Origin of the sequence: Dyella sp. KRB-257, from assembly GCF_049445995.1 — a bacterium.
Lineage (GTDB): Bacteria > Pseudomonadota > Gammaproteobacteria > Xanthomonadales > Rhodanobacteraceae > Dyella_A.
On the sequence record NZ_JBMSDZ010000002.1, the window covers coordinates 130,843 to 142,600 of the forward strand.

The window sequence follows — 11,758 nt, forward strand, 5'->3', positions numbered from 1 at the left end:
GCCTTGGCGCAGGCGGGTTCGTCGGCTCGAATGACTGTTTTCTGCAATGCGTCGAGCGAGGCGACCGGGGATCTCGTGACGTAGCTAGCGGCGAATGGCCCCAGGGTTACTTTCCATTCTCATCCAGAGAATATCGGCGTGCTGGCCAATTTCCAGTTCGGCCTGACTCAGGGTAGAAGCGAGCTATTTCTCGTTCCTGTCGGATGATGATGTGCTCTTTCCCGGCTTCTCAAAAGTGCAGTTGCCGGACTTGAAACTTTTTCCGGGGTCTCGTTCTGGCGCGGAGTGACGGTGTCGCTCCCGCTGGACGGAAGCTTAGTCAGTACCGGCGTGGCGGATTGGCGCAGAGACGGCGTCGTCTTCGCCGGGCGGTTTGTTATGGATGCTGCGGGGAAGCATGCCGGGTTGGATAAGCGCGCTTTTTCGCAAGAGCGTCATGGACGATGACGGCCTGTTCAACGAGACGCTACAGGACCGTCGGATATCGAATACATGTTGCAGCCAGCCGGCGGCTATCCACTAGTCATCTCGAAGATCGCGGCCGCCATCGTTCAGGGAGACGGCTCCGCTGAAGGGGTTCTGGTCAGGGGGGGCGGGCGATAATGTGGATGACATGCAGGGCGGGACATTCTGGTGATTGGCTTTGGCCTGTACGATGCACCCCAGCGTTGCGTTTAGGCATCGTATCGGCGAGAGGGTGTGGCTGTTCTGGTAGCGGGTGGCGTCCGGCCGTATCGTTCGCCGTTGCAGCGCCATTATCTGTCCCGGAACGCGGTACGCCTGATGCACCAACGCTATGTTCCCCCGAATTTTCGAGGCACGGGCGGTGGTGAAGCTGGTGATGACGCCCTGCTCTGCTCCTATGCTGTGTTTGGGCGGTAGACCAAGGTGATGTGGCAGGGTGTGGCGAACGGTTGACGCGCGGAGCGTACGGGAAAACTAAGTGACTGACGAAACCATCTACGTAACGCGACCGTTCCTTCCGCCGCTTGACGAGCTGCTGCCATCGCTCGAACGCATCTGGGCGACGCGTGAGCTCACCAACGGCGCAGCATTTCATCGCGAGTTCGAGGAGGCGTTGGCGAAGTACCTCCGAGTACCCTACGTGTCATTGTTCACCAACGCGACCATCGCGTTGGTAACAGCGCTACAGTGCCTGCGCATCACGGGCGAGGTTATTACGGCCCCGTACTCGTTCGTTGCTACGGCGCACTCGTTGTTATGGAACGGCGTCGAGCCAGTGTTCGCCGACATTGACCCGCAAACACTTACCCTGGATCCCGCACGCGTTGAAGAGGCGATCACGCCGCGCACGACTGCGATCATGCCGGTGCATGTCTACGGCCGTCCGGCCGACGTCAACGGCTTGCAGCGGATCGCCGATACCTATGGGCTGCGCATCATCTATGACGCGGCCCACGGTTTCGGCGCGCAATACAACGGCCGCTCCCTCGCCGATTATGGCGACCTCTCGGTGCTGAGCTTCCATGCCACGAAGGTATTCAACACCTTCGAGGGCGGAGCGATCGTCTCGCGTGACGCGCAGACCAAGCAGCGTATTGACTACCTGAAGAACTTCGGTTTCGCCGGCGAGACCACAGTGGTTGCATCGGGCATAAATGGCAAGATGAGCGAGTTCCAGGCGGCACTGGGCCTATTGCAGTTGAAGTACATCGACGATTGCATAGCTCGGCGCGGCGAAGTGGCGCGGCGTTACGATGCTGCTTTCGCCGATGTCGTCGGCATCGACGTGCTGGGCGCGCTTGACCACTACATCCCGAACTTCAGTTACTACCCGATCTTCATTGGTCGTGATTACCCGATCGAGCGCGACACTCTCTACGCGAATCTCCGCGAAGCGGGCATACATGGTCGTCGCTATTTCTATCCGCTGATCAGCGATTTCCCCATGTATCGCGGACGTCCTTCAGCGGCGAGGGCCGGCCTCCCGATCGCGCACCAAGTCGCGGACTCCGTGATCTGCCTGCCGATTTATCCGGAACTGCAGGAGGCGGATCAGCAACGCATCATCGATTGCGTCAGGCGCGCAAACGCATGAATGCACATTTGACCCGCCAGGAACTGCGCGAAGCGGGGTTCGGGGGCTTTGGCGAGGACGTGCGCATTTCACGCAAGGCGTCCTTTTATGGTGCGGAGCGTATTCGTCTCGGCAACCACGTCCGAATCGACGACTTCTGCGTGCTCAGCGCAGGCAAGCGCGGCATCGCGATCGGCGACCGCGTCCACATCGCCGTCTACTCCAGCTTGATCGGCGAGGGGCGGATCCAGCTGTGCGACTACGCCAACATCTCGTCACGTGTGTCGATTTATTCGAGCAACGATGATTATTCTGGCGAGACGATGACCAACCCGATGGTTCCGGGGGCCTACACTGGCGTCCAGCACGCGGATGTCGTCATCGGGCGGCACGTGATCGTCGGGAGCGGAAGCGTGATCCTGCCGGGTGTCGAACTTGGCGAAGGGGCCGCGATCGGAGCTTTGTCGCTCGTGCGCGAGTCTTGCGAGCCATTCTCTATCTATGCGGGCACCCCGGCGAGACGAATCGGGGAACGTAAGCGCACGCTGCTGGAACTAGAGCGCAAGTTGCGGGACAAAGGAAGCGCGTGATCGGACGGACTCGCCTACGCGACAACGTTGTCGCGAACCTCGCGGGCACGGCGGTGGCCGCCGGGGTGGCGGTGCTTTCGGCGCCGCTCATCTATCGCTGGATGGGGGCGGGTGCGTACGGGCTGGTCGGCGTGTATGTGCTGCTACAGACGCTCATGCCGCTGTTTGATGCGGGCATCACAGCGGGGCTCGCGCGCGCTGTCGCGTGGCATCGCGAACGTTCGCTGGGGGAAGTGCGCACACTGGTGCAGGCAGCGCTGCGTCCGATAGCCGCGTTGGCAGTGGTGTTCGTCTTTGTCGCCGCGTTCGGCGCCGATCCACTGGCCCGGCATTGGCTTGGCGACTCGACTATCCCCTTCAGAACTGTGCGCCTGGCGCTCTGGTGGATGGCGGGCGCCCTGGCCGTTCGCCTGGTGGCTGGACTTGGGCGTGCGTCGCTGATGGCGCTTGAACTGCAATCGAGCGCCAATGCGGTGCAGGCCGCTGCGGCTGTTGCGCGCACGTTTGGTGCATTGCTGTTCGCCATGGCGACGGGTACCGGGGTCATCGGCTTCTTTGCTTTGCAGGTGCCGATTTCCTTCGCCGAGTACATCGCGTATCAACGAGCGTTGCGTCGCGCGCTGCCAGTCGAACCGATGCCGGTGGCACGCGCGGACCTGTCACGCCACCTGCGTTTCGCCTTTGGCATAGCTGGACTGTCGGCTATGTGGTTATTGACATCGCAGATTGACAAGGCGCTGCTTGCCGAAAGCCTCAGGTTGCGGGGGTATGGTGCTTACTCGCTCGGGGTGCATGTCGCCTCCGTCATCCTGCTCGCGGTCGGATCCGTGCATGGCGCGGTACTGCCGCGCATGACGAGGCACGTCGCGGGCCAGGAAGAAGTGAAGCTCGGTGAGCTGTATGGAATTGCTACGACATTGACGGTGGCGATGGCTTGCGCCGTTGTCGTGGCGATCGCCATCGGTGCCAGGATGTTGGTCCCATCGCTGCGCGTTTCAGTCGACGGCATCGATCCCATGCGGATCGCGTGGCTGTACGGCATCGGCAATGCTGGTGCCGCGCTATTGGCGATGGCCTACCAGTTGCAGAACGCGCGGGGCGTTTTGCGCATGCATGCCATCGGCACGGTGCTACAGATGCTCGTGCAGGTGCCGCTCGTCGCATGGTCGGCATCCGGCGGCGATGCGGTCCGTACTGCGGTCATGTTCGCTTTTGTCAACTGGGCGTTCGCGCTCGTGTGGCTGCCGTTTGTACACGCGCGCTTTCTACCCGGTGGGCACTGGCGTTGGATGTCGCGACATCTGTTGCCAGCGCTGGTCACGGGAGTGGTGATCGGCACCGCTGCCATCCACGTCGCGCACGCATTGCCGGGTGGTTGGGTCTGGGGCGTCGTTGCTCTCGCATGTGGCACGGGAACGACTTTCGCTGCCGCGGTATCGATGGACGCGGATGCTCGGGTGGTCGTAAAGACTTGGATGGGTGCTCATGCAAGTTGATGCCGCACCCGCCGTCAGCGTATGTGTGACGACCTATCGTCATGCCCCCTATGTACGCCAATGCCTCGAGTCGGTACTTGCGCAGGATTTCGACGGCGAAATCGAATTGCTCGTCGGTGACGATGGGTCGACTGATGGTACGCGCAACATAATTGCCGACATCGCGACGCGCGATGTACGCGTAGTGCCGGTCTTCCAGTCCCGCAATCTCGGCCCTAGTGGCAACCTGGCATCGCTGGTCGCTCGCGCGAAAGGTCGCGCGATAGCGCACCTCGACGGTGACGACGCATGGCGACAGGGGAAGCTGCGCGCGCAATGCACCGTATTGGCGCGTTCGCCGGACATCGTGGCGATCTACACGAACGCGGAACTCATCTCGCCGGAAGATCATCCGCTCGGCGTCTTCAACTCTGGCGTTCCGTCCCGGATTGATCTCGCCGAGCTTCTCCGCCGCGGCAATTTCCTCAACCATAGTTCGCTGCTCTACCGTGCCGAAGCGCGCGACGCTGTGCTCGGAATGTCGCCACCCTGGATCGACTACCGTCTGCATATGCGCCTCGCCGCGCGCGGTGCGCTTGCCTATGTCGACGAACCTCTTGTCGTGCATCGTTGGCGGACTCCCGGTTCGATGATCGGGACGATGCCTCGCGCCGTGACAGATGGCCAGATCGACGCCTTCCGCGAAGCGCTTGACGCCGGAGCGTCCTCCGCAGCCGTGCGACGCACGGCGGGGCACGCTTGGGGCAAGGCGTTGGTGCAAGCTTGCATCGCGCACGACTTCGCCGACCTACGCTATTTCACAGACAGAATTAGTGCGATACCGGACCTGCATGCGGGCTTCCGCTGGCGCTTTGCGCAGGCGATGCTCGCGCCGTGGAGCGCCGTGCGCTCGACCATGTCGCGCAAGCGAGGCGTGTATTTTCCGTGAGAACGACGCAAATGAACGGCAGGTTGGGTTGGTGGAGGGCTTCGGCGATCGCGATGGCCGTTGGCGGCGCTCGCGCCCTTGGAGGGCGCTGGCGTTATTGCGTCGTGTGTGATCGTCGCGTTCCCGCCTTCCTGCCTTGGCGCGGCGGCTCGACAGCTGCGCCTCCATTGATGCGGGCTCTACACATGGTGGGCAGTGACCTCGACCATTTCGCGTGTCCGCGCTGCGGCGCCAACGATCGCGACCGGCACCTGCGGCTCTACTTCGAACGCGGCGGCGTCGCGGAGCGACTTCGAGGGGCGAGGATTCTCCATTTTGCGCCGGAGGCGCCGCTGAAGGCGTGGATCGCCACCATGCGGCCCGCGTTGCACGTGCTGGCGGACTTGTATCCTGCGCGCCCAGAAGTTTGGCGCATCAACCTAGAAGAGATTCCCTTCAGCGACGGAGCGTTCGACGTCGTGATCGCCAACCATGTCCTAGAGCACGTTAGCAACCTCGATCACGCCACGGGCGAGATCGTCCGTGTGCTTGCGCCTGGCGGCATCGCGGTTCTGCAGACCCCGTGGTGCCGCGGTCTCGCGGCAACGCTTGATGACCCTGGCGTCCAGTCGCCAGAGGCGCGAGTCCAGTTGTATGGTCAGGAAGACCATGTGCGTCTGTTCGGCCGTGATGTCTACGCACGCATTGGAATGAGCGGGCTTGAGGCCCTGCCGATGCCGCACGAGGTGGTGCTGCGGGACATCGACCCCGATCTCTACGGCGTCAATCCGGAGGAAGATCTGATGTTGTTCACACGCCCCGCGGATCGGACAGTCTTAGCAGATTGACCGAAAGGTGAAACAGCTTCAGTAGCAGTGGAGGGTCGACGACGACCGATTGCGCGTCAAAGAGGGGCAGGCTCAGAAGAGGCGTCCAGCGTCACTCGCTCCACAGCTGTGGGGGCAATAGCCGGTCAACGCCTGGCTCTAGGTAGTGATGATCCCTAGGCTATTGGCAACCATGTGGTCGCTCAATGGGAGGCAATCTGGCGCGAAGCTCGGCAATGCTGCCATTGAGGCGCCCTCCGAAATTTAAGGCCTCCAGCTTCTGAAGCGCTTGCCGAGCCTGATCGTACTTTCCGCTTGCCATAAGCATGCGTATGACGGTGGTGCGATACACGGGCTCCGCGGGCGCAGCGCTTATGGCCCTTTTGATTAAGCTCAGTCCAAGCGCGTGATCACCAACGACAGTCCACGCGTAATCGCTGTAAGTCGCCAGCAGTCGGGCGCTGGGATCCGGGTGCGAAATCGCAGCGCGGAAGGCGTCCATCATGCGTCCTTGAGGAAGATGGCAAGCGCCTTCACGAGAGCATTTTGTAAGCGCGCCGAGCGAACTTTCGTCCTGTACGCCGGCTGGGTGGGCACTTAGTTTGGCGATGAGGCTGTCCCACCAGGAGTCTTTGACCGATAGGCCCATGCGAGCATTCATAAAGATCAGCGCCTGCTCGGGGAGAATCGAGGAGTTCGGTAGGGCGGCCGCCTTCTCCAGTGCGGAATAGGCAGACTCGACGAAGGGCGAAAGCGGGTCGTAGCGGGAATAGATGATATAGGTGCGGCCCAACTCATACTGGGCGCGCGGCGAGGCGGGTGCACGTGTTGCAAGGTCCTGTGCGAGGCTCAGTGGATTGCCCCAGGCGGTTGCGGTCTGCGAGGTTTCGACTGTCCAAAGCAGCATAAGCCCCGCGAGCACGATATGTCTGGGCAGTGACAGGGGCAGTGGCAGATCGAACGGATTCGGTCGGTCAAGCTCCCGCTGTGCTGTCGCCGTTGTCTGAGCCGATCCACGAGGAGCGGCGAGAAGCGGGATGAGCGCTAGCAGCAAGCCGAAGCTGGCGAAATAATTGCGGTGCTCATAGATAAGCTCCAGCGGCAGGATAGTGCCGGTCAGCAGATGGCAGCCCAAGTAGAGCGCCAAGCCCAATGCCACCAGTGGGCGACGTCGGCGCTGCATCCATGCTGCGGTGACCAGGGCTGTAAGAAAGGCGATGCTCGCCAGCGTTGTCCAGGGCGAGAGCAGTCCCGTCGAGATCCGGAAGTCGTCGTGATAGAACGATAGAGCTCCGGGCGTGGGCAGCAGCGTCCACACAACGTAGTCGCTCACGATGCGCGATTCGCTCAGCAGTCGGGTGCCGAGGGTGAAGTCGCGGGTAGCCCAGGCGGATGGCTTTAGCAGGCCAGGCAACAACCAGGCCAGGCCTGCACTCATGGGCAAGGCGAGTGCTAGGGCAAAAAACCATTTCAGTCCGCGATGTTCGCACCTGCCCTCATGCAGGCCGCGGCTAGAGGCGAGGCGGAACACCAGCCACTCGATCAGAAAGGCATACAACGGGAGCATCACCGCTGTTTCCTTGGCAAGCAAGCCAAGGACGGTCGCCATCAATACGCTGGAAATGCACAGCCATGGACCGCGGCGACCACCTATCATGCGCTGTCGTCCGACGACGTAACCAAGCAGGCCGATCAGCACGAACAGGTTGGCCAGGCTTTCCATGCGCTGCACGACGTAGAGCACGCCGGTGAGGTTGATCGGTAGAAGCATCCAGCTGGTGGAGGTCAGTGCGGCGACTATTCCGACCCGCCTGGAATTTCCCGGTGTGGGTGATGGGGTTTCCTCCGATGGGGCGTGGTCGCGCGCGGCGTTTGCTGCTACAGAGAAGAGCAGGGCCCTTGTGAGCAGAAAGACCAGCCATCCATTGAGCAGGTGGATGGCGAGGTTGGTTGCCTTCCAACTGAATGGGGCAAGGCCAGTTGCGAGATAGTTGGCGGCGAAACTCAGTGACGCCAGTGGGCGCTTGAATTGACTTGCCGGCGACGACAGTGCGGCATTCACCAGTGACGCCAAGCTTAAATTAGAAGAATGAATACCACTGTTGTCGACGATGTTCGGGAAGTCATCGAACAGCCAACTGCCGGAGAGCCCGGGCCAGTAAACTACGGCGGTTAGCAGCGCCCCCCCCATGACCAGCCAGAAAGCCGGGGCGCGCTGTCGTAGCCATTTCGTCGTCATTGGTAGCACTTTTCAGGCTCGTAAGCGTTCCCCACCTATCCTACTGGGAGCATAGCGGTGCGTTCATTGCGGCCAGGTAGACAATGGTGTCATTGGCTATAGGGTGGTCTTTGATGAGGCCTCCGCTTTCAGCTTGATCAGATCCTTGTCTTTATCTAGCGCAGGCGTCAGACGAGTTGCTTCGGTGAGAACTACCAGCGCTTCGTGCGGGCGATCTCTCTGAACGAAATAGTTCGCCAGCAGAACGGCATAGCGGGGGGTTGCGCGATTCAAGGCCACAGCCTGCCTCAGAGCTTGATCGGCTTTAGGTTGGTCATGCAGTACCAGGCTTTCCAAGTCGGCGTACTGCACATAGAGCTCGCTGCTCGGCGCCCGATCGAGCACGATCTCGTAGGCCATCGCCAGCTTCCTTGCGTCGATGCCCTGGTTGCCCTCGTCGACGCGAACCCTACCGAGCCTCGCCAATGAATTCCTTTCCTCTGGGCCTACAGGGCGCGTTTTCAGTTTGCTGAGAAAGTGATCCCACCAGGTCGGGTCCAGTTTCACCCCGCCGCCGGAGGCCATTAGCAACAGTGCCTGGTCGGGCAGGGTCGAAGCATTGGGGAGTGCCGACGACCGCTCCAACTCGGATACGGCGCGGGCATACATCGGTGAAGCCGGATCTCCACCGGACATCATCATGTATCGGGTTGCTAGATCGTAGCCGGCCCGCGACGATGATGGATTGTCCTCAGCCAGAGTCAGCGCCAACTGCAGTGGGTTGCCCCAAGTGGCTGCGCGAATGACGGCAAAGAAACATAGGGCGGCAATCGAGATGATCCCCAGTATTTGCGGCAGCTTGGGGTGCGCACTGCGTGTGACAAGCCAAAGGATGTCAGCGATGGCTAGCACGATGCCAAAGATGGCCGGGTAGTTGCGATGCTCAAACACTAGTTCCAGCGGCAGTGGCGCGCTGGTGAGTGCGTGCGCCACGAAGAACCATAGAATGCCCACGGCAAATAAGGGTCGTCGCCGCCGCAATGCCAGCGCCGCAACAACGAGCGCGAGCAGGAAGCAGCCGCCGACAAGCGTGGAGACGGGCTCGAGCCAGCCTTTGGAGGCAGCGTAGCCGTCGTAATAAAAATGCATGTGGCCAGGCAGCGGAAACACGATCCATCCCAAGTACAGGCACAGGGCCCGCAATTGGGTCAATGTGCGCTCCCAAGCGCTGAAGCTCCGGCCGGAAAACGCTGCCGGCGTGGCGTAGTGAGGTAACCCGTAAAGTACTAGGACAGCGACTGCAGCTACACACCCACTGGCGTAAAATAACTTCCATCCCCTGGAGGCGCCAATGCTATGCGCCTTGAAACGAAAAAGCGTGAATTCCAGTATCAAGGTGTATGCCGGAATTAGAATTGCCGTCTCCTTAGCGGTGTATCCCACTACCGCGGAAAGGGCTGTAATTACTAGCCACGGCCATGCCCGCGCGTGACGCATCTGGTTGTCACGCGCCTTCACGTAGCTGAGCAGGCCGACCAGGGTGAAGGTGAAGCCGAGAAGCTCCATGCGCTGTACCACATACATCACGCTGGAGACCTGCAGCGGATGGACGGCCCATGCCAGGGTTACCACCAATGCCCAGGCAGCTATGTGCGAAGGTTGATCCGGGGCAGCCTGCTCCGCGTAGCGGAGCCAAGCGATCGTCAGTAGTCGCCTCGCCAGAAGAAACAGCAGCCAAGCGTTCGCAAGGTGGATTGCGAGATTGGTGGCCTTGAATCCCCATGCGCTGCTGCCGAGGGCGAAATTCAACGCGAGACTGAGCATGGCTAGGGGGCGATGAAGGTTGCTGTTTGACCAGAGGACTACATCTTTCCAGTAGGCCCAGGTCCAGCTGGCGTTCTCAATCAATTTGTTGTCGGCAAATACGGGGTAGTCGTCAAATATGAAAGTCCCGTACAGCGCCGGCATGTAAGTAAAACAGATCAGAGCGAAGCATCCAGCAAAATAGATAATCGATCGCTTCGTGATGCCGGGGACTTTCATAGAAGATTCTCTTGCCCTACCCGATGACGGATTTTATCTGCTTGGCGAACAGGGCGCTTCCGTTGCTGGCCAAAACTTGGCCTCCCGACGCTACATATATTCGCAAAGGAAAATGGATAGTGACGCTCTCATGTTGCAAAAGGACTTTGATATCGCACTGCGCACGCTGGCATGCGGCAACAGCTCGCGGCAGAAGACTTGTAGGTGGAGATTTAGCTTGTCCGACTCGCGCCATCCTGAGATGTCCACATCGGCGAGCGGTGAGTCGGGTGGTCGGGTTGTCCGTCGGAGATCGTCCGCTTACCTCTGAATCTAATGATTGGCAGTTTTGCGCCACGTTGGCCCAATAGATTTCGTTGCGCGACTCAAAAAAAAGGAGGGACTAAGTCCCTCCTTCTGGACAACTAAGACGCAAGCTATTATGAGCAGCCCTTCGGCTTGAACTTCGCGTCAAGGCTGCCGCCGGTCACGCAGCTCCAGGAGCCGCTCGCATTGCGATCCCACTCGACGGTCTTGCCCGACACTTTAGGATTGCCGGCGATGGTGCACTTGATGGAACCCACGCCCGAGGAGACAGTGTGGGTCACAGCGATCGTGCTGCAGCGGGTCGTCGGCGACTGCAGGCCGATATCCGCAGCGGTGGTCAGTGCGGTGGTCGCGCCATTGTTGACAGCCTCTTCGAACGCAGTCTTGCCGGGGGTGATATCGGCAAGGCCGGCGGTCACCTGCGAGCGGGCCACATAATTCTGATACTGCGGCAGCGCAATGGCCGCCAGGATTGCGATGATCGCGACCACGATCATCAGTTCGATAAGGGTAAAGCCCTTCTGGTTCTTCATGAGAGTTCCTCTTTCCAAGTTGACTAACCGTAACGCCCCCTGAGCCCCAGGCCCAGATACCCCTGTTGGGTCTGGTTCCCCTTTTCACGTGGTCAGGAAAGACCAGGAAGCTCGCGGCAACTGAAGCAGATTACATGCCATACCTGCCGCATGGGTATTTGCTCACAGGTGCCCCGCCGGCGATTGTGCATGGAGTCACGAAAGCTCACAAGCGAAGCTTGAAGGCGCGGAACGTGACATCAGCGCCGTGACAGCAACTTGCGACGCCGAGAGACCTTCTGCGTCACAAGTGGACGCGAAAGGTCATTTCTTGGCTGCGTTTCTCCGCGCATCTGCGTTCCGCTTTGCGCCTAGGGGCCGCAGCCCTTGGGGGTTTGGCGGGCGTCGAGATCGGTCTGGCACCGCCATGTTCCTGATCCGTTCCTGGCCCAGGTAATCGTTCTGCCGTCAACTTCAGGATTGCCCTTGATCTTGCAACTGAGGCTTCCGGCGCCGCCTGTTGGAGCAACGGCGCTCACGTTGCAACGCTCGGTTGTTGCACTCATACCGAGATTGCCAACAGTCTCGTAGAGGGCCGCATCGGTGTCGCCATCGTTTACCCGGGCTTCGTACGCTGTGCGGCCGGGGGTGAGTTCGTCCAGCGCGGCGGCAGCCTGGGACCTTGCCGTGTAATCGCTATAAAGCGGCAGTGCGATAGCCGCGAGGATGGCAATGATGGCTACGACGATCATCAACTCGATCAACGTAAAGCCGTTGGACGCTCGATAGCGCTGCATGTGGAAATCCCCCTGGAAGTTCCC

At 60.6% G+C, this 11,758-nt stretch carries 9 protein-coding genes; 5 read left to right on the plus strand and 4 right to left on the minus strand.

From position 1 onward, the window contains the following. Nucleotides 1-943: 943 nt before the first annotated feature. The 5 genes from ACO2Q2_RS02075 to ACO2Q2_RS02095 all read left to right on the plus strand — a co-directional run bounded on the left by ACO2Q2_RS02075 (nt 944) and on the right by ACO2Q2_RS02095 (nt 5,879). Entirely contained in the window at nt 944-2,059 is a 1,116-nt protein-coding gene (locus ACO2Q2_RS02075) for a DegT/DnrJ/EryC1/StrS family aminotransferase (RefSeq protein ID WP_423254112.1), read from the plus strand. Continuing rightward, complete coding sequence (locus tag ACO2Q2_RS02080) at nt 2,056-2,628, plus strand: acyltransferase (protein ID WP_423254113.1); 573 nt, start codon at nt 2,056-2,058, stop codon at nt 2,626-2,628. Before ACO2Q2_RS02075 ends, ACO2Q2_RS02080 begins: the two co-directional genes overlap by 4 nt. Then, nucleotides 2,625-4,124, plus strand: coding sequence for a lipopolysaccharide biosynthesis protein (locus tag ACO2Q2_RS02085; protein ID WP_423254114.1), 1,500 nt, complete (start codon nt 2,625-2,627; stop codon nt 4,122-4,124). The genes ACO2Q2_RS02080 and ACO2Q2_RS02085 overlap by 4 nt, the downstream gene beginning before the upstream one ends. After that, nucleotides 4,114-5,052, plus strand: coding sequence for a glycosyltransferase (locus ACO2Q2_RS02090; protein WP_423254115.1), 939 nt, complete (start codon nt 4,114-4,116; stop codon nt 5,050-5,052). Before ACO2Q2_RS02085 ends, ACO2Q2_RS02090 begins: the two co-directional genes overlap by 11 nt. 185 nt (nt 5,053-5,237) lie before the next feature. Then, nucleotides 5,238-5,879, plus strand: coding sequence for a class I SAM-dependent methyltransferase (locus ACO2Q2_RS02095; RefSeq protein WP_423254116.1), 642 nt, complete (start codon nt 5,238-5,240; stop codon nt 5,877-5,879). Between the two features lie 160 nt (nt 5,880-6,039). Here ACO2Q2_RS02095 and ACO2Q2_RS02100 read toward each other — a convergent pair whose 3' ends face one another. The 4 genes from ACO2Q2_RS02100 to ACO2Q2_RS02115 all read right to left on the minus strand — a co-directional run bounded on the left by ACO2Q2_RS02100 (nt 6,040) and on the right by ACO2Q2_RS02115 (nt 11,734). Then, complete coding sequence (locus tag ACO2Q2_RS02100) at nt 6,040-8,097, minus strand: tetratricopeptide repeat protein (RefSeq protein ID WP_423254117.1); 2,058 nt, start codon at nt 8,095-8,097, stop codon at nt 6,040-6,042. A gap of 96 nt (nt 8,098-8,193) precedes the next feature. Then, nucleotides 8,194-10,119, minus strand: a complete 1,926-nt coding sequence (locus tag ACO2Q2_RS02105; protein ID WP_423254118.1) for a tetratricopeptide repeat protein — start codon at nt 10,117-10,119, stop codon at nt 8,194-8,196. 419 nt (nt 10,120-10,538) lie between these two features. Further along, complete coding sequence (locus ACO2Q2_RS02110) at nt 10,539-10,958, minus strand: pilin (protein WP_423254119.1); 420 nt, start codon at nt 10,956-10,958, stop codon at nt 10,539-10,541. Between the two features lie 350 nt (nt 10,959-11,308). Next, nucleotides 11,309-11,734 (minus strand): pilin, encoded by a 426-nt coding sequence (locus ACO2Q2_RS02115; RefSeq protein WP_423254120.1) that lies wholly within the window; start codon nt 11,732-11,734, stop codon nt 11,309-11,311. Nucleotides 11,735-11,758 lie beyond the last annotated feature (24 nt).

Excerpts from the sequence above, each read along its gene's own strand:
- ACO2Q2_RS02115 (WP_423254120.1), bottom strand. The coding sequence starts at position 11,734 with ATGCAGCGCTATCGAGCGTCCAACGGCTTTACGTTGATCGAGTTGATG.
- ACO2Q2_RS02110 (WP_423254119.1), bottom strand. The coding sequence starts at position 10,958 with ATGAAGAACCAGAAGGGCTTTACCCTTATCGAACTGATGATCGTGGTC.
- ACO2Q2_RS02080 (WP_423254113.1), top strand. The coding sequence starts at position 2,056 with ATGAATGCACATTTGACCCGCCAGGAACTGCGCGAAGCGGGGTTCGGG.
- ACO2Q2_RS02105 (WP_423254118.1), bottom strand. The coding sequence starts at position 10,119 with ATGAAAGTCCCCGGCATCACGAAGCGATCGATTATCTATTTTGCTGGA.
- ACO2Q2_RS02090 (WP_423254115.1), top strand. The coding sequence starts at position 4,114 with ATGCAAGTTGATGCCGCACCCGCCGTCAGCGTATGTGTGACGACCTAT.
- ACO2Q2_RS02100 (WP_423254117.1), bottom strand. The coding sequence starts at position 8,097 with ATGACGACGAAATGGCTACGACAGCGCGCCCCGGCTTTCTGGCTGGTC.
- ACO2Q2_RS02095 (WP_423254116.1), top strand. The coding sequence starts at position 5,238 with ATGGTGGGCAGTGACCTCGACCATTTCGCGTGTCCGCGCTGCGGCGCC.